Origin of the sequence: Pantoea sp. A4, from assembly GCF_000295955.2 — a bacterium.
Taxonomy (GTDB): domain Bacteria; phylum Pseudomonadota; class Gammaproteobacteria; order Enterobacterales; family Enterobacteriaceae; genus Pantoea; species Pantoea multigeneris.
This window is the reverse complement of the sequence record NZ_ALXE01000053.1, coordinates 49612-68265: the sequence shown is the minus strand read 5'-3', so window position 1 is coordinate 68265 and position 18654 is coordinate 49612. Positions and strand designations below refer to the sequence as shown.

Genomic DNA, 18654 nt, shown 5'->3' with positions numbered 1-18654 from the left:
GGATATAAAAAACCCCGGACCAGCCGGGGTTTGTGTTTGAACAGACAGATTATTTATCGAGCTGCTCAGACATAGTGTTACCTGGGTTAGGCGTACGCGGCTCATCAACTGGACGTGGCGCTTTTGGCGTGCCGTTGTTGTCCGAAGAGTTGCTGCTGCCGGAGTCGTCCCAACCTGCTGGTGGACGCACTTCACGACGGGCCATCAGGTCATCGATCTGTGGTGCGTCAATGGTTTCATACTTCATCAGCGCATCTTTCATCGCATGAAGAATGTCCATGTTTTCACCCAACAGAACGCGAGCACGTTGGTAGTTGCTGTCGATCAGGTGTTTAACTTCCTGGTCGATAATACGTGCTGTTTCATCAGACATGTGTTTCGCCTTCGCCACAGAGCGACCAAGGAACACTTCGCCTTCTTCTTCAGCGTACAGCAACGGACCTAACTTCTCGTTGAAGCCCCACTGAGTCACCATGTTGCGCGCCAGGTTAGTGGCCACTTTGATGTCGTTAGAAGCACCAGTAGAAACGTGTTCTGCACCGTAGATAATCTCTTCCGCCAGACGACCGCCGTACAGCGTTGAGATCTGGCTTTCAAGTTTCTGGCGGCTGGCGCTGATAGCATCACCTTCCGGCAGGAAGAACGTCACACCCAGAGCACGTCCACGCGGGATAATCGTCACTTTGTGCACCGGATCGTGTTCCGGTACCAGACGACCAATGATCGCATGGCCTGCTTCGTGGTAAGCGGTAGACTCTTTCTGCGCTTCGGTCATCACCATGGAGCGACGTTCCGCACCCATCATGATCTTATCTTTGGCTTTTTCAAACTCAACCATCGAGACCACACGCTTGTTGCCACGGGCAGCAAACAGAGCAGCTTCGTTGACGAGGTTTGCCAGATCAGCACCGGAGAAACCAGGCGTACCACGGGCAATGATCGCAGCATCAATGTCAGTTGCCAGCGGCACACGGCGCATATGCACTTTCAGGATTTGCTCACGGCCACGCACATCTGGCAGACCTACGACAACCTGACGGTCAAAGCGACCTGGGCGCAACAGCGCTGGGTCAAGCACGTCTGGACGGTTAGTCGCAGCGATAACGATAATGCCTTCATTACCTTCGAAACCATCCATCTCTACCAGCATCTGGTTCAACGTCTGCTCACGTTCATCGTGACCACCGCCTAAACCAGCACCACGCTGACGGCCTACCGCATCGATTTCATCGATAAAGATGATGCACGGCGCGGCTTTTTTCGCCTGCTCGAACATGTCACGCACACGAGATGCGCCCACACCAACGAACATTTCAACGAAGTCAGAACCGGAGATAGTGAAGAATGGGACTTTTGCTTCACCGGCAATCGCTTTTGCCAGCAGCGTTTTACCCGTACCCGGAGGGCCGACCATCAGGACGCCTTTCGGGATCTTACCGCCCAGTTTCTGGAAGCGGCTCGGTTCACGCAGATATTCAACCAGCTCACCTACCTCTTCTTTAGCCTCATCACAACCGGCTACGTCCGCAAAGGTGGTTTTGATCTGGTCTTCGGTCAACATGCGGGCTTTACTCTTGCCGAAGGACATCGCGCCCTTTCCGCCGCCGCCCTGCATCTGACGCATAAAGAAGATCCACACGCCAATCAGCAGCAGCATTGGGAACCATGAGATGAAGATAGAAGCCAGCAGGCTTGGTTCTTCCGGTGGTTCGCCAACTACTTTGACGTTTTTGGTCAACAGGTTATCGAGTAACTTGGGATCGTTGACAGGAATGTAGGTCGTGTATTTATTACTGTCTTTTTTGATAACGTTAATTTCACGCCCGTTAATACGTGCCTCGCGGACCTGATCCTGGTTCACTTCCGACAGGAAGGTTGAATAATCAACCCTACGGCCATTCGACTCGCTGGGCCCAAAGCTCTGGAATACTGACATCAGCACGACCGCGATGACTAGCCAGAGAATCAGGTTTTTCGCCATGTCACTCAAGGGATTAACCTCATATTACAACGGTGTTAACAGACAGCGTAGGGTACTATATATCCTTGTTACATGGAATCGCTGCGGTACTGACAGCAATGCCAGGGAAGTTGGTTATAGTTTGCGCCCTGTCGCTACAATGTACACTTCACGCGAACGAGAGCGCGAAGCGTCCGGCTTACGAATTTTTACTTTCGTAAACAGGGAGCGAATTTCCCGTAGGTATTCATCGAAGCCATCTCCCTGAAACACTTTCACTAAAAAGCTGCCGCCAGGTGCGAGAACGTCTTTACACATCCCTAACGCCAACTCTACCAGATACATCGATCTGGGAATATCAACAGCGGGTGTACCGCTCATATTCGGTGCCATGTCAGACATGACCACCTGAACTTTCTTGTCGCCCACTCGTTCCAGCAGCGCGGCTAACACCGCTTCCTCACGGAAATCGCCCTGCAAAAAGTCAACACCAACAATAGGGTCCATCGGCAGGATATCACAAGCGATAATGCGACCGTTTGCGCCTATTTGCTCTACGACATACTGCGACCAGCCTCCAGGTGCAGCACCCAGATCTACCACGGTCATGCCGGGTTTGAAAAGCTTGTCACCCTGCTGTATTTCCTCAAGTTTAAACCAGGCGCGCGAACGCAACCCCTTTTTCTGTGCTTGCTGCACATATTTATCGCTAAAGTGTTCCTGTAACCAGCGACTGGAACTGGCTGAACGCTTCTTACCGGTCATAATTTTTCCAACTAATTGCTCATCGTAGCGATAAATCCGCGCGCAATGGGTTGCGTTAATTTGGCTATAACCCGGAGATGGCGGTAGAATGAACCGTTTTCAATCCCTGAGTAAGCAAAAAATACGATGAATCTGAGTAACAAACAAAAACAGCACCTGAAAGGCCTTGCCCATCACCTTAACCCGGTGGTGATGTTAGGCGGTAATGGCCTGACTGAAGGCGTGCTGGCCGAAATCGAGCTAGCGTTAAATCATCATGAATTGATCAAGGTGAAAATCGCTGCTGAAGAGCGTGAGACTAAACAGCTGATTGTTGAAGCGATCGTCCGCGAAACCAGCGCTTGCAACGTGCAAGTTATCGGTAAAACGCTGGTACTGTATCGTCCAACACAAGAAAAAAAGATCTCACTGCCACGCTAATTCTGCGCTGCCGGCAATTGAAATTGCCATGTGCTCGCAGAGGATAAAAGGCCGCAGTGCGGCCTTTTACCCGTCTTTACAATTGTGTCCAGCATGGCTGCGACACTTTGCCCCTGTTACAGGTATTCCACATGCAGGACTTCGTATTCCACATCCCCACCCGGCGTTTTAATAATAGCTACATCATCGGCTTCTTTGCCAATCAGGCCACGCGCCATCGGTGAGTTAACCGAAATCAGATTTTGCTTAAAGTCAGCTTCATCATCACCCACAATGCGATACGTGAACTCTTCGTCGGTATCCACGTTAACCACTTTCACGGTGGCACCAAAAATGACGCGACCTGACTTTGGCATTTTGGTGATATCAATCACCTGGGCATTGGAGAGCTTAGCTTCAATTTCCTGAATGCGCCCTTCACAAAAACCCTGTTCTTCACGCGCAGCATGATACTCCGCGTTCTCTTTCAAATCGCCGTGCTCACGGGCCTCAGCGATAGATGCAATGATGCGCGGGCGCTTGACAGTTTTCAGCTCTTCCAGTTCTTCGCGCAGCTTGTCAGCGCCCTGTAACGTCATCGGAATCTGATTCAGACTCATGTTATCTCCTCGTCATCTATTTAACAGTGTCATCCTGACCGGTGACTGCAGAAAATGGCGTTCTGCGGCGCATTACCACGTTTTGCAAGCAAAAAGAACCTGACCCGGAGACTGTGTCCAGGTCAAGTAATGGTTTTGCAATTTGATACGTATTTTACCCCAGAGTTCCCTGTGGGTCATCGTTTACTTTCTACCACCCGGCAACGTAGTATTGTCGCCTTCACCCGCTAGTTAACGCGAGATTATGCGATTTTCACGACTTGTTACCGGATTAACCTGTGCATTTATGCTGCAGGCGCAGGCCGCGCCTGTTGAGGAATACATGCAGTATCTGCCTGATGGTACCAACCTGGCGTTGCTGGTGCAGAAAATTGGCGCACCCACACCCGTGGTGGATTATCACGGCTCGCAGATGGCCCTTCCTGCCAGTACCATGAAAGTCTTTACCGCGCTCGCCGCCCTGCTGGAATTAGGGGCAGATTTTCGTTTTCAAACCACGTTTGAAACCCACGGCGCAGTCAGCGATGGCACCCTGAATGGGGATTTGGTCGCACGCTTTGCTGGCGATCCCACCCTGAGCCGCCAGGATCTGCGCAATATGGTTGCCGCGCTGAAAAAACAGGGCATCAACCATATCAAGGGCAATCTGGTCATTGATACCTCCGTCTTCGCTTCCCATGATGAAGCGCCAGGCTGGCCGTGGAATGACCTGACGGAGTGCTTCAGCGCCCCGCCAGGCGCCGCAATTGTCGACAAAAACTGTTTCTCCGTTTCGCTCTACAGCGCCAAACAGGCAGGACAGAACGCCTTTGTGCGCATCGCCTCTTACTATCCGGCGCACATGTACAGCCAGGTCCGCACGCTGGCTCCGAATAGCGGAGAAGGACAATATTGCGAGCTGGATGTCGTCCCCGGCGAGCTAAACCGCTACACCCTGACTGGCTGTATGCGCCAGCGCTCGGAGCCTCTGCCGCTGGCCTTCGCCGTACAGGATGGGGCCGCATGGGCAGGAGAGATTCTGCGTGATGAGCTAAAGCAAGCCGGGATTGATTACAGTGGCCATCTGCTGCGTCAGCCGCTGGTCACGGAACCTGGCACTGTCCTGGCTTCAACGCAATCGGCTCCGTTGCACGACCTGCTGCATACCATGCTGAAAAAGTCGGACAATATGATTGCCGATACGGTGTTCCGTACGATTGGCCATCACTACTTCAACGTTCCGGGTACTTTCCGTGCGGGTTCAGATGCGGTACGCCGAATTCTGAAAGAGAAAGCAGGTGTTGATATGGGCAACTCGATCCAGGTGGATGGCTCCGGCCTGTCACGCCATGATTTGGTCTCCCCTACCACCATGATGCAAGCGTTGCAGTTTATTGCGAAGAATGACCAGACGCTGGACTTTATTTCCATGCTGCCGCGCGCGGGCTATGACGGTACATTGCAATATCGTGGTGGTCTGCACGAAGCAGGCGTGGATGGCAAAGTCTCGGCGAAAACCGGTTCATTGCAGGGCGTTTATAACCTCGCAGGCTTTATCACCACCGCCAGCGGCGCACGCCTGGCCTTTGTTCAGTATCTCTCTGGCTATGCTGTTCCGCCACAAGATCAAAAAACACGCCGTATCCCGCTGGTGCGCTTCGAAAGCCGCCTGTACCGCGATATCTACCAAAACAACTGATCGACCTCACACAAAAAGCCCGCTATCACAGCGGGCTGGTTTCATCAGAAGTGCGTATTCAGGCTCATGTAGTAGGTCCGGCCTGACTCGTTGTAGGTATTCGCCCCCGCGCCATACATATAGGCACCGGTCTGAGCATTGCCGGTGGTTTGCGCATTGCCTTCGCGGAAGTGACGTTTGTCGAACAGGTTATCGATACCCAGCGTGACGCTCGCGTATTTATTCACCTCATAAGTCCCGCTCATGCCCACTATTGTATACGGGCTGACCTGATCGGTCTCACTGCCGGTTACTGGCTGGCCTTTATAGTTGTACTTCTTCGGCACCTGCTTGCCGTACCAGGTCAGCGTGGTTTGCAGTGAAAGATCCTGCGTTGCCTGCCAGCTCAAGCTGGAGTTCAGCGTGTAGTCAGGAATGATCGACAGACGATCGCCCGTCTCCTTATTCTTACTCTGCAGCATGTAGGTCAGGTTATTGGTCCACATGACCGTATCAGAGAATGGCATATTAAAGGTGCCTTCCAGCCCCTCGACCACCGCCTTTGGTACGTTTTCCCACTTATACACGTCTGTTAAGCCAGTACTCGACACGCCGGTTGGCAGATAACCCGCTTCAATCTTGTTGCGATAATCATTACGGAACCAGGTGATACCCGCCTGATAATCGTCATGCTTCCACTCAATGCCGACTTCTTTGTTGATACTGTGTTCAGCGCTTAAGTCCGGGTTCCCCACCAGATAGCACCCGCCGGAACTCGCAGCACAGCCCTGACCACGGCTATACAGCACATAGTTCGGGTTGGTTTGATAGAGGTTTGGCGCTTTGTAAGCACGGGCGATGCCCAGCTTCAGCGTAAAGTCATCTCCCAGGCCCTGCGACAAATTCAGTGACGGGCTCCAGTTATTGCCGACGATCGAGTGATGATCAAAGCGTAACGCCGGGGTCAGCATGGTGGAGTCCGTCAACTCCATATTGTCTTCAGCAAACAGCGAGAAAATCTCAGCCTGGGTATAAGGGCTGCGGTTGGTGCTGTCGATGCCAGGGATTGCGCCGCCCAACATGGATTGCGTATTGGAAGCGAGATCTTTCATGCGCTGCTGGTTCCATTCGGTACCCAGCGTCGCGGTTTGATTGACCAGCCACTCAAACGGCACGCTGACTTCACTGTGCAGCAGGATGTTTTCCAGTTGGATATTCGAGAAGCCGTCATCAGAGAAGATCCCTTCCGTCCCACCGGCCAACCCTTCATTCATTCGCGTGTTACGTGTTTTTTCGTACTGCGCATAGGTGCGTGAGCTGATGCCACTGTCCCACGCACCGGTCCACGTCAGCGCAAAGTTGTTGCGATACAGACGGTTGGTTTCCTTGCCATACATGCTCTGCACCAGCGCGCTGGTGTTGGTATTCTGCGTATCGCCAGCGTAGAGGTTATTCTGACGGCTATAGCCCGCCTCAAACTCTAAAGCCTGACGTGGCGCGAATGCCCAGCGCAGTAACGCATTGATATCTTTATTTTCAGAACCTTCGCGTCCCGCTGGGATGGCGGTAGCATAAGTCCCGGTACGCAATGACTGATGGCCTTCATTAATAAACTGTGCGTCAGCCTGCGTCTTGGCTAAACCACCATATAAACGGAAGCTAAAGTCATCGCCCAATGGGCCTGACAAGCTGAAGTTGGTGCGCTTGGTGGCACCCTCTTGTTTATGTTCCGGGATGTTGTAGTAGCTATCCCATGAGCCGTGCCACTGCCCGGTCTCTTTTTTGGTGATGATATTCACCACCCCACCCGCAGCACCGTTGCCGTAACGCGCGGCGGCAGGCCCACGAATAACTTCAATACGTTCGATCATCTCCGGCGGTACCCAACTGGTATCACCACGGGTATCGCGCTCACCGCGCCAGCCAAATCGCACAGAGTTACGGCTTGAGACCGGCAAGCCATCAATCAGAATCAGGGTATTTTCTGGTCCCATACCGCGAATATCGATTTGGCGATTATTGCCGCGCTGACCGCTGGTGGAGTTCCCGGTGAGGTTAACTCCCGGCATGGTGCGAATGATCTCCGAGACATCGCGCGCAGGCGGATGTTTCTTAATTTCATCGGCTGTAATGGTGGAAACGCCAGGAGCCTGAAGCGTCTGCTGCGCCGCAGTGACGACCAGAGTATTGTCTTCGCTGTTGGTTTTATCCGCTGGTGTTTCTGCTGCGCTGGCTGCGCAAGGAATGGCTGTTGCCATAAAAATGGCGCAGGCCAAAGGTGATAACGTTTTCATTATTCTCGTCCCTGGTTTGCCAGCAGATGTAAAAAAGCGTTAACTGCTGTCGCACCGGTGTTGAAAGATATTGTACATACTTTCATGCACACAGCGGGCCGTGGCGGCCATTCCCAGCGGTAACATCGCCCTCTGGGGGCAATGTGACGGAAGGCGCATGCGTGCATCCCCATCAAGCGGAAACACCCTATTGCAAACGAAAATAATTATCAATAGTATTACTTCTAACATTCATGGAACTTCTCATGGCATGTAATCAGACCGATGGCACAATGACGTTGTTTAATAAAGAAACGGGCTCTGACGCCTGGTGGAAAAATCAGCAGGCACTTGGTATCCCCTATATTGAAGCGGGTGTTGATGGCCATTGTCAGGTTACCTTCTTCTGGCGCGACCCCGAGGGCGATGAACGCACCTCTTCCACTCGCCATGTCTGGATCAATATCACGGGCGTCACCGATCACCACCAGCGAGCCGCACCCGTTTCTCTGTCGCATCTGCCACAGACGGATGTCTGGTACTGGCAAACTCAGCTTCCTTCGACGTGGCGCGGCAGTTACTGCCTGATGCCCGATCACGAAACGCCACTGTTTCAGGGACAGCCCGACATGCACAGCCTGCGGGACTGGTGGCGCAATAAATTCCCGACCGCGCAGAGCGATGCCCTGAATCCACTGCGCGCCTGGTCTGGTGGACGTGGGATGGGCGTTTCCCCACTGCATCTGCCGCAAGCCCCGGATCAGCAAGTCTGGCAAGCCGTTGACGAAGGCCGCGCGCCGCACATAGCGTTGCAACACGTCTATTGGGAGAGTGAACGTCTCAATAACCGCCGTTCGGTGTGGATTCATACTACCGGTGATGCCAGCCATGACCGCCCTCTGGCGATCCTGCTTGATGGGCAATTCTGGGCTAACAGCATGCCCATCGCCTGGCCGCTACAGCAGCTGACCGATAACGGCGAACTGCCTCCTGCGGTGTACGTGATGATCGATATCATCGACCGTGAGCACCGCAGCCGCGAACTGCCGTGCAACCCTGAATTTTGGCAAGCCGTGCAGGAAGAGTTACTGCCACAGGTGGCGCAGATTGCCCCCTATCGGCAAAGTGCGGATTCCACCGTGGTGTCCGGTCAAAGCTTCGGTGGGCTGGCTTCGGTCTATGCCGCACTGCACTGGCCGCACACTTTTGGTGCCGCAATCAGTTTATCCGGGTCCTTCTGGTGGCCCGCACGCGGTAATGCCCACGGCTGGCTGTTAGATCAGCTTGATCAGGGGCTACTTCAGCCGGAACCGTTGCGTTTCTGGCTGGAAGCAGGCCGACGCGAACACCTGATTATTCAGGCTAATGAATTGCTAGAACATTATTTGACGGCTGCCGGGCATTCGGTTAGCTATCAACCCGTAGAAGGCGGCCACGATGCGCTCTGTTGGCGCGGTGGCTTGCTCAATGGACTGAAAGCAATGTGGCAAACACGCTAACTCAGTAATCTCACCCGTTTTTGGTGGGCAGGAGTCTTGCAATGCAACAACTTAATCCTTTCGACAATCCTGAGCAGGATTGTTACGTGGTGCAAAACCCGCAGCACCAATTTAGCCTGTGGCCGAGCTTTAATGCCGTGCCCTCAGGATGGCAAGCGGTGTTTGGCCCGCAGCCGCAGTCCGCATGTATTGCGTGGCTGAATGACAACTGGCGCGATATTCGCCCAACCGTAGCCGCAACTGAGCGGGGCGAACATGTCTGAGACACTTATGGCAGAAACATCCGTTATGACCACTGAGGCTATGCCACTGGTGGCCGCGCAGCCAGGTATCTGGATCGCCGATCAACTCTCAAAACACCCTAATGCCTATGCCGTAGCGCACTTTATTGAGCTGCAAGGTGAACTGGATAGCGAAGCGCTGAAACAGGCAATCATTGCGGGGATGCAGGAAGCAGACACCCTGAATATGGCGTTTGGTGAAGAAGAAGGCGATCCGATCCAATGGCCACAACTGCAGACGTTTAGCCCAGCGCAAGTCGTCGATTTACGCCATGAAAGTGACCCTGTTGCCGCAGCGCGGCAGCAGATGCAGCAGGATATGGCGGGCGATCTCCGTGTATTGAGCGGTGCCTCACTGTGGCAACACATTCTGTTCCGGCTGGATGAACAGCACTGGTTCTGGTATCAGCGCTACCATCATCTGGTGGTGGACGGCTTTAGTTTTACCGCCCTCACGCGCCGTATCGCTAACCTTTACACCGCGCTCTGCCGTCAGGAACTTCCTGAACCCACTCCCTTCATTCCTTTCCGGGAAGTGGTAGAAGAGTACCAGCGTTATCAGGATTCCCCTTCCTTCAGCCGCGATCGTGATTTCTGGCGGGAGAAAGGCGCTGCGTTGCCAACGCCAGCCTCGCTCTCCCCCCTGCCGCTGGCAGGCCAGAGCGCATCTACTGACCTGTTGCGCCATACCTTGACGCTGGACAGCCACAACTTCCACGCGCTGAGTCGCCATATGCAGCAACATCAGCTCAGTGCCGCTGACAGCGCCTTTGCCCTGGTGGCACTCTGGCTGGCACGCCTGAGCGGGCAAAATGACTTCGCCGCGGGCTTTATCTTTATGCGCCGTATTGGCTCTGCCGCACTCTGCGCGACGGGCCCGGTGATTAATGTGCTGCCGATGGCAGTTCATTACGACCCGGCTCAGCCACTGAACGTGCTGGCCGCGCAGTTGGCCGCTGAAGTGAAAAAGATGCGCCGCCATCAACGCTATGATGCAGAGCTGGTGCAGCGCGATCTTGGCCGCCTGGGGGATAACGATCCGCTGTATGGCCCGGTGATCAACCTGAAGATGTTTGACTACCAGCTGGATTTCAACGGCGTGCCGGGTATCACCCACCAACTGGCTTCCGGACCGGTGCGGGATCTGGAAATCGCTATCTACATCAGTGAGCAAGGTGACTTAACCCTTGAGCTGCTGGCGAATGCCGAGCGTTATCGTCTCGACACCCTGCAACAGCACGCCAGCCGCTTTGACCTTCTGTTGGCTCAGTTGGCCAGCGATCCTGGCCTTGCGGGGGGAGAGCTGGACCTGCTCACCGAGCCTGAGCATCAGCAGTTAGCGGAAATCAACCACACGGCACATCCAATCCCGGCAGAAACGCTGGCCAGCCTGTTACAGCAACAGGCTCAGCGCACGCCGTTGGCACCGGCACTGGCGGATTCCCAGCATAATCTCAATTACCAGCAGATGCAGGAACAGGTCACAGCGCTGGCACAGCAGCTGCGAGCCGCAGGCGTTAATCGCGGGGATATCGTGGCAGTAGCGCTACCGCGTTCGATTTTCCTGTCGCTGGCTCTGCAGGCCATTGTCAGCGTAGGTGCTGCCTACTTGCCGCTGGATGCCGGTTACCCGGACGATCGTCTGGCACTGATGCTGGAAGATGCCGCGCCAAAACGTCTGATCACCAGCCCGGCGCTGGCTAGCCGTTTTGCTGCAATCAGCAACGTAACGCCGCTTTTCTATGCTGAATTACAGCCCGTTTGCGCCACTCCAGCGCCGCTGGAAGCACCTCAGCCACAGGATGGTGCTTACATTATTTATACTTCCGGCTCCACCGGGCGTCCTAAAGGGGTGCTGGTCGGTCATGAAGCGATCGTTAACCGACTGCTGTGGATGCAGGATCACTATCCGCTCACCGCCGATGATGTCGTGTTGCAAAAAACCCCGAGCAGCTTCGATGTCTCCGTGTGGGAGTTTTTCTGGCCGTTGATCGTCGGTGCCCGCTTAGTGATGGCTCCGCCGGAAGCACATCGTGATCCGGAAGCCCTGCAAACCCTGTTTAAGCAGTATCGCGTCACCACCACCCACTTCGTGCCTTCAATGTTGGCTGCTTTTGTTGCCGCGCTTGAAGAGAGCAGCAGTTGTGCCAGCCTGCGCCGCGTTTTCTGTAGTGGTGAAGCGCTGCCCGCGGATTTGTGTCGCCAGTGGGAGCAACTGACTCAGGTGCCGCTGCATAATCTGTATGGCCCAACCGAGGCCGCCGTGGATGTCAGTTACTATCCGGCTTATGGCCCGGAGCTGGCCGCAGTCACCGGAGCCAGCGTGCCGATCGGTTTCCCGGTATGGAACACCGGCCTGTGCATTCTGGATAACCGCTTACAGCCCGTACCTCCAGGTGTCGCGGGTGATCTCTACCTCACCGGTATTCAACTGGCTCACGGTTATCTTGATCGCCCCGATCTCACCGCCAGCCGCTTTGTCGCCGATCCCTTTGGTAAAGGCAGCCGCATGTACCGGACAGGTGATGTCGCCCGTTGGCTGCCTAACGGTGCGGTGGAATACCTCGGACGCAGCGACGATCAGCTGAAAATTCGCGGTCAGCGTATTGAACTGAATGAAATTGATCACGCGCTGGCGGATCTGCCCGGTATTCAACAAGCGGTAACGCATGCGGTAGTGTTGGGCGATCAACACAGCCAGCAAGGCGATGCGCGCCAGTTAGTGGGCTACGTGATTGCGGACTATGCGGTTGAGAGTGAAAACCTCCGCACCGCTCTGGCCGAACGCCTGCCTGCACATATGGTGCCGGTAGCGATTGTGCAGTTAGAGGCCTTCCCACTGAGCAGCAACGGTAAACTCGACCGCCGTGCGCTACCGTTGCCACAGGCGCAAGCCGCTTCTGCTGGCCGTGAGCCACATCCGGGCCTGGAAACCACGCTGGCTAATGCCTTCGCCCGACTGCTGGAGCGAGAACAAGTGAGCGCAGAGGATGATTTCTTTGCCCTCGGCGGTCACTCCCTGCTGGCGATGCGCCTTGCTGCCCAGCTACGTCGTGAGCTGCAACAGCCGGTCTCTGTCGGGCAAATTATGGTAGCAGCCAGCGTAGAGAAGTTGGCGCGTTTGCTGAGCAGCGATGAACCCGCCAGCAGCCGCGCTGGATTTGAAGCCGTGCTGCCGCTGCGCACCGGCAACGGGCCGACCCTGTTCTGCTTCCATCCTGCTTCTGGTTTTGCCTGGCAATTCAGCATCCTGCAACGCTATCTGGACAGCCGCTGGTCACTGGTGGGCATTCAGTCACCGGAAGCCACCAGTCCGTTGCATCAGGCCCAACATCTGGATGACGTGTGCGAAGCGCACTTGCAAACACTGCGCAGCGTGCAGCCACATGGCCCTTACTACTTCATCGGCTACTCCCTCGGCGGAACGCTGGCGCAGGGCATTGCTGCTCGCCTTGAAGCTTTAGGTGAAGAAGTGGCGTTCCTCGGTCTGCTGGATACCTGGCCGCCAGAGACGCAAAATTGGGATGAAAAGCGCGGTGAAAATGTGCTGGACCCGGCGGTGCTCGATGAAGTGAACCGTGAGCGTGAGCAGTTTGTTGCGGCACAACGCGCACAGGCTGGAGAAGGCATGGAGGCGATGTTCAACACCATTGAAGCCAACTACGCCAGCTCGGTGCGCCTGCTAGCGACCGCGCGCAGTACCCGTTTCAATGGCCGCGCTACGCTGTTCTCTGCGCTGCAAACCCTACAACCAGGCCAGGATGCACGCCGCGCCTGGGCACCATGGGTTGGTGAACTGGAGATCTGGCCGCTGGACTGTGCACACGTAGATATTATTTCTCCACGTATGTTTGAGCAGATTGGTCCATTGCTCCAGCAACTGCTGGCGAAATTCTGAAACTAAGGGGCGCAGACAGCGCCCCTTTGCTTAACCTTCTCGCCCTAACGGCACAATCATCGGTGTGCCAGCGACCGGGTCATCAACAATCACACAGCGCAAACCATAAACCGCCTCAATCAATGCGGGCGTCACAATCTCTTTCGGTTTGCCCTCGGCAAGGATTTTCCCGCCCCGCATGGCAATTAAGTGGGTTGCGTAACGGCAGGCATGATTCAGTTCATGCAGCACCACCACCAGCGTACGGCCATGCTGACGATTCAGATCCTGCATGAGTTCCAGCAGCTCAATCTGATGGGTGATATCCAGCCAGGTCGTGGGTTCATCCAGCAGCAGCAAAGGTGTTTGTTGTGCTAACACCATGGCGATCCACACTCGCTGACGCTGACCGCCAGAGAGAGTGTCCACACTCTGTTCCGCCAGGTCGGCAACGCCGGTGGCCTCCATCGCCTGCCGCACCGCGGCCTCATCTTCCTCCCGCCAGCGACCAAACAGGGTCTGATGTGGATAGCGGCCACGCGCCACCAGGTCGCTAACGCTCAGTCCAGCCGGGGCGTGTGAGCTTTGTGGCAATAGCCCTAAACGACGGGCCACTTCTTTGGTGGGATACCGGGCAATCGCCTCGCCATCCAGCCAGACCTGCCCTTGTAAGGGTGACGCCAGACGGCTCAGAGCGCGTAACAGCGTCGATTTACCACACGCGTTTGGCCCGATAATCACCGTTAACTCGCCATCCGGGATGGTGACTGAGAGATCCTGCGCCACAATTTTCTTGTCATAACCGAGGGTCATGCCCTCGCCACGTAACCGGGCAGTTAATTCACTCACTGGCGTCGCGCCTCCCTTACGAGCAGGAAAATCAGATACAGCCCGCCGAGGCTGACAGTAATCACCCCAACCGGCAGTTGATACGGTAAAAAGAGGTGTTGGGCGGCATAGTCCGCAGCAAGCAGCAGCAACGCACCGCAGAGTGCAGCCAGAGGTAACGCTCCACGCACGCCGCCACCAAGACGACGGGCAATTTGCGGGGCCAACAACGCGACAAACGAAATAGGCCCAGCTAATGCGGTTGAAGCGGCCGTTAACACCACGCCGACCAGCATCAGCCACAGGCGGCTACGTTCAACCGGCACACCCAGCGCAGTAGCCGTATCATCGCCCATCTCTAACAGACGCATACGCCGCGAGAGCAACGCTGTGGCTAATAGCGCCAGCAGCAGGGCCACAATCACCGGAGGCGTTTTCGCCCAGGTGATCCCATTGAGCGAACCCGCGCTCCACAAACCGGCACTGAGTGCCGACTCCAGTGAAGCGCTGATGATTAGCCAGCTATTAAGTGCCATCAACAGCGCCCGGACACTGATGCCAACAATAATCAAACGGAAGGTTTCGACACCGCGCCGCCAGGCAAACAAATACACCACCGCAGCGGTAATGACGCCCCCGATCAACGCAGCCAGCGTCATTCCCTGAATATCTTGCTGGAACAGCACCAGCGCAATCAGCACGCCACTGTACGCGCCCGTATTGAAGCCGAGGATATCCGGGCTACCGAGTGGGTTGCGCAGTAGCGATTGAAAAATCGCCCCGCTCACGCCCAGTGCTGCGCCAATCAGCAGCGCCATGAGTACACGCGGGAGCCGCCACTCAAGGACGATGAGCTGCACGTTACGCGCCGCTTCACCGTGAATCAGTTGCCATATTTCGCTGGCACTGATGGATAGCGTGCCACGCGTCACCCCGAGAAACAGCAGCACCAGGCTAGCGACCAGCAACCAACTGGCGTGCAGCCATGCTTGACGACTCATTGCGGCCTCCCGATTTTGCTGCGTACCAGAATAATCATGACCGGCGCACCAATCATGGCGGTCATGATCGAGACACGCAGTTCGCCCGGCACCAACACACGGCCAACAATATCCGCTGCCAGCAGCAGAACCGGGGTAATGAGGAGTGTGGCAGGAAGCTGCCAGCGGTGATCTTGCCCAACCAACCAACGAGCAAAATGAGGCGTCATCAAGCCAATAAACGCGATTGGGCCAACAGCCGCTGTGGCCGTACCGCTCAGCAGCGCAACAGCCACCAGCCCGGTCAGTTGAGTGCGCAACACGCGCGTCCCCAACGCCGTTGCCATGTCGCCGCCCATACTCAGGCTATTCAGTGCCGGAGCCAGCGACAGCGACAGCACAACGCCAACCAGCGCCGCCGGAGCCAGGGTGCGTAGCACAGTGAAATCGCGGATATCCAGCGAACCGATCTGCCAGAAGCGCAGATGATCGTAAATATCTGGGTTCATCAGGGACAGGCCAGACGTCAGCCCTTCCAGTACAGCACCAAGCGCAACACCCGCGAGGGTGAGCCGCACCGGATTCACTCGTCCTCCGCCCGTTGCACCGGTTAATGCCACCAGCAATGCCGCGATCAGCGCGCCACTAAAAGCAAACCCCAGCCAGCCTGCTGGCGTATCAGCACCAAACAGTGCGATGCCCAGTACGACAGCGAAACTGGCTCCGGCATTAAGCCCGAGAATACCGGGGTCGGCCAACGGGTTGCGCGTCAGGCTTTGCATCAACGCGCCAGCCAGGCCGAGCGAAACGCCAGCTAACAGGCCTGCCAAAGTGCGCGGCAAACGCGCATCACGCACGATAGTGCAATCGGCGCTATTGCAGCTGCCGGAGAGCGCATGCCACACCTGATCAAGCGGAATAGATTTGGCTCCCAGCATCAGGCTGAGGGCAATAAGAAGTAACAGCAGCATCCCTGTGCCTGCCATTACGCGAAGCTGGCGCATAGCGTTAACGACCCTGAAAACAGTGTGATAATGAGACGTGTTATCGGACTTTTTCTGCGCGCTATGGTAACACGGCTGGAGGGTAACACGAGGAGGAATAACGAAATTTACACAGCATCACAGCAGGCAATCAGTATGAATGCGAAGGGCCGCTAAAACCGCCCTTCGCGATAACATCCGTTACTTAACAAACAGCTGTTCCAACTGGTCTAACAGATGACTGGCACTGTAGTAATCGAGGCGGAAGGTATCTGCGCCCAGCGCATAAACCTGTTTTTGTTGCACGGCAGTCGTCTGCGCCACAAACGCATTCTTCATAACGTCGTTAGCCTGTGACGGCTCAGCGGCAAACAGCAGCCAGGTTTTTCCGTTCAGTCCGCTGGCCATATTCTCACCAGAAAGCTGGATGATATCCTTGCGTTTGCCCATGCTATGGCCTTCCTGCAAGTCTGCAGGCGGAGTCGCAAGCGTGAAGCCCAACTGCTGCAGTAACTGTCCCTGAGCAGATTCGCCAGTCCACAGATTTACCGCGCGGCCATTCCCGTTCCATACCATCGCAGAAACCGGCTGTGGCGGTAGCTTCAACTTTTGCTTCAGTGCGGCTTCACGCGCATCAAAAGCTTTGACCTTTGCAGCAGCCTCGGCTTCATGCCCGGTGGCTACTCCCAACTCAGTGACCACCTGTTGCCAGCTCTTATCGTCATAGTTCACCACCAATACCGGCGCAATCGCCGACAGTTGATCAACCAGCTTCAGCGCGGAGTCATTGCCGGTCGCGCTGACCAGAATTAAGTCTGGCGCCTCTGCCGCCACCGCTTCCGCATTCGGCTCGCCAATGTATAAACGTTTTACATGGCGCTGCTTCGCCACATCGCCCCACTGGCGGAAGAAACCCTGATCGTCGGATAAGCGGCTATTCGGTGCCGTTGCGCCGCTGGCAATCACCGGTGCATCAATCGCCAGCAGTGATCCCGTCAGAGTCACACTGGTAGAAACGATACGTTGTGGTGCTTTTTGCAGGGTAATTTTGCCATTCGTGCCTTCAAGGGTGCGCGGCCAGGTACCTGCGGCCCAGACATTTTGGCTAACCAACTGTAGACAAAACAAAAGCGTGGCACAGATCGCCAGAAAACTACGTTTAAACATAAGATTATTCCATCGTTTTATCGGGACAAGGCATACACGGATTGCGCTGAATTGCCGGGCAAACGCAGATAAAATCACTGCGCTTTGTTGACACCAAATACGGTTCGTCGTAGCTTACAGAACCACAATAAAAATGATAATCATTATTAATTAACTTATCATTCAACGGATGTGATTATGGTGGACACTTCAACGTTTGAAAATGCCTGGCTACAGGATTATTCCACGCTCTGCCGTGGGTTTGTTTTTACCTCTCCCTGGCAAAGTATTGCCACACAAGGTTGTTTCACGACGTTAACCAATCCGGTCACGGATGGCGCGTTGTTACAAGGAAACTTCCAGCAACAATTGCGTCAACATTTCGCTGCCGCTAAGCAGCAAGGAATCGAAAACCCGGTTGTGGTTGGGGCGATTCCTTTTGATGTTAACGAACCGGCGGCTCTGTTTATTCCCGAGTCTTCGCGCAAGTTCAACCGTGCCGATCTGCTGGCAGGCCTGCCGGTAAATCATGCGCCTTTGCCCGAAGTCACGCGGAGAACCGCTGTGCCGGAGCACGATCGCTTTACCGGCATGGTGGCTGATGCCGTGGCAACCATCAAGCGTGGCGAGCCAGAGAAAGTGGTGTTGTCGCGCTTAATGGACATCGTCACGCAGAATCCGGTCGACAGCGCAGCGCTGATGCAGCGTGTGCTGGCGCAAAACCCGAACAGCTATCACTTCCATCTGCCCTTACCGCAGGGAGGCGTGCTGTTAGGTGCCAGTCCGGAATTAATGATTCGTAAGCAGGGAGCCGCATTCAGCTCATGCCCGTTAGCCGGTTCGGCACGGCGGGAAAAAGATGAAGCCAGCGACCGCGCTTCCGGTGAAACCCTGATGAACTCAGGCAAAGATCGCCACGAGCATAAGCTAGTGACCGATGCCATGCGTGATGTATTACAGCCGCGCAGTAGCCAGCTTTCTGTGCCTTATACGCCGGAGCTGATCACCACTGCAACGTTATGGCACCTGGCAACGCAAATTGACGGGACAGCCAAAGATCCACAAGACAATGCACTGTCACTGGCCTGCTTGCTGCATCCAACGCCTGCATTAAGCGGTTTCCCGCACCAGCAGGCCATGCAGTTGATTCAGCAGCTTGAGCCGTTCGAACGCCAGCTGTTTGGCGGCATTGTCGGCTGGTGTGATGCCGAAGGCAACGGTGAGTGGGTAGTGACTATCCGCTGTGGCACCGTACACGGCAATCGCGTCAGGCTGTTTGCCGGCGCAGGCATTGTGGCTGACTCACAGCCAGAGTCTGAATGGCGTGAAACCGGCGTAAAACTCGATACCATGCTGCGCGCCTTTGGATTGCAATAAAGGAAAACT

14 protein-coding genes are annotated in these 18654 nt (G+C 55.3%); 6 read left to right on the top strand and 8 right to left on the bottom strand.

Going from position 1 to position 18654, the window contains the following annotated elements; all coding sequences use genetic code 11:
• Nucleotides 1-49 precede the first annotated feature (49 nt).
• Both ftsH and rlmE read right to left on the bottom strand, forming a co-directional pair.
• The gene (gene ftsH, locus B880_RS0121975; RefSeq protein WP_017349625.1) at nucleotides 50-1981 is read right to left on the bottom strand and encodes an ATP-dependent zinc metalloprotease FtsH; all 1932 of its coding nucleotides are present in this window, start codon (nucleotides 1979-1981) and stop codon (nucleotides 50-52) included.
• Between the two features lie 114 nt (nucleotides 1982-2095).
• On the bottom strand, nucleotides 2096-2725 hold the full coding sequence (rlmE, locus tag B880_RS0121970) for a 23S rRNA (uridine(2552)-2'-O)-methyltransferase RlmE (RefSeq protein ID WP_017349624.1): 630 nt from the start codon (nucleotides 2723-2725) through the stop codon (nucleotides 2096-2098).
• A 126-nt stretch (nucleotides 2726-2851) separates the two neighbouring features.
• On the opposite strand from rlmE, the gene yhbY reads away from it, so the two are divergent.
• Nucleotides 2852-3145, top strand: a complete 294-nt coding sequence (gene yhbY, locus B880_RS0121965; RefSeq protein ID WP_017349623.1) for a ribosome assembly RNA-binding protein YhbY — start codon at nucleotides 2852-2854, stop codon at nucleotides 3143-3145.
• Between the two features lie 116 nt (nucleotides 3146-3261).
• Here the strand turns inward: yhbY and greA are convergent, their stop codons facing one another.
• Nucleotides 3262-3738 carry a transcription elongation factor GreA gene (greA, locus tag B880_RS0121960; RefSeq protein WP_026042843.1) on the bottom strand — a complete coding sequence of 159 codons (477 nt, stop codon included), beginning with the start codon at nucleotides 3736-3738 and terminating at the stop codon, nucleotides 3262-3264.
• A gap of 250 nt (nucleotides 3739-3988) precedes the next feature.
• Here greA and dacB point away from each other — a divergent pair, with 250 nt between their 5' ends.
• A complete protein-coding gene (gene dacB, locus B880_RS0121955) occupies nucleotides 3989-5422 on the top strand; it encodes a serine-type D-Ala-D-Ala carboxypeptidase (protein ID WP_026042842.1) in 1434 nt (477 codons plus the stop codon).
• Between the two features lie 44 nt (nucleotides 5423-5466).
• Here dacB and B880_RS0121950 read toward each other — a convergent pair whose 3' ends face one another.
• Nucleotides 5467-7695 (bottom strand): TonB-dependent siderophore receptor, encoded by a 2229-nt coding sequence (locus B880_RS0121950; protein WP_017349620.1) that lies wholly within the window; start codon nucleotides 7693-7695, stop codon nucleotides 5467-5469.
• Between the two features lie 245 nt (nucleotides 7696-7940).
• Here B880_RS0121950 and fes point away from each other — a divergent pair, with 245 nt between their 5' ends.
• The 3 genes from fes to B880_RS0121935 are packed head-to-tail and all read left to right on the top strand — an operon-like array spanning nucleotide 7941 to nucleotide 13352.
• A complete protein-coding gene (gene fes, locus B880_RS0121945; protein WP_017349619.1) occupies nucleotides 7941-9173 on the top strand; it encodes an enterochelin esterase in 1233 nt (410 codons plus the stop codon).
• Nucleotides 9174-9214: 41 nt separating this feature from the next.
• Entirely contained in the window at nucleotides 9215-9436 is a 222-nt protein-coding gene (locus tag B880_RS0121940; protein WP_017349618.1) for an MbtH family protein, read from the top strand.
• Nucleotides 9429-13352 (top strand): enterobactin synthase subunit F, encoded by a 3924-nt coding sequence (locus tag B880_RS0121935; protein WP_026042840.1) that lies wholly within the window; start codon nucleotides 9429-9431, stop codon nucleotides 13350-13352. The genes B880_RS0121940 and B880_RS0121935 overlap by 8 nt, the downstream gene beginning before the upstream one ends.
• Before the next feature lie 30 nt (nucleotides 13353-13382).
• On the opposite strand, the gene B880_RS0121930 is transcribed toward B880_RS0121935, so the two are convergent.
• From B880_RS0121930 to fepB, 4 genes are all read right to left on the bottom strand, one after another.
• The gene (locus tag B880_RS0121930; RefSeq protein WP_036646627.1) at nucleotides 13383-14144 is read right to left on the bottom strand and encodes an ATP-binding cassette domain-containing protein; all 762 of its coding nucleotides are present in this window, start codon (nucleotides 14142-14144) and stop codon (nucleotides 13383-13385) included.
• 32 nt (nucleotides 14145-14176) lie between these two features.
• Complete coding sequence (gene fepG, locus B880_RS0121925) at nucleotides 14177-15160, bottom strand: iron-enterobactin ABC transporter permease (RefSeq protein ID WP_017349615.1); 984 nt, start codon at nucleotides 15158-15160, stop codon at nucleotides 14177-14179.
• Nucleotides 15157-16143, bottom strand: a complete 987-nt coding sequence (fepD, locus tag B880_RS0121920; RefSeq protein WP_026042839.1) for a Fe(3+)-siderophore ABC transporter permease — start codon at nucleotides 16141-16143, stop codon at nucleotides 15157-15159. Before fepD ends, fepG begins: the two co-directional genes overlap by 4 nt.
• A 180-nt stretch (nucleotides 16144-16323) precedes the next feature.
• Nucleotides 16324-17289 (bottom strand): Fe2+-enterobactin ABC transporter substrate-binding protein, encoded by a 966-nt coding sequence (gene fepB / locus B880_RS0121915; RefSeq protein WP_017349613.1) that lies wholly within the window; start codon nucleotides 17287-17289, stop codon nucleotides 16324-16326.
• A gap of 177 nt (nucleotides 17290-17466) precedes the next feature.
• On the opposite strand from fepB, the gene B880_RS0121910 reads away from it, so the two are divergent.
• The gene (locus B880_RS0121910; RefSeq protein WP_017349612.1) at nucleotides 17467-18645 is read left to right on the top strand and encodes an isochorismate synthase; all 1179 of its coding nucleotides are present in this window, start codon (nucleotides 17467-17469) and stop codon (nucleotides 18643-18645) included.
• The last annotated feature ends 9 nt before the right edge of the window (nucleotides 18646-18654 follow it).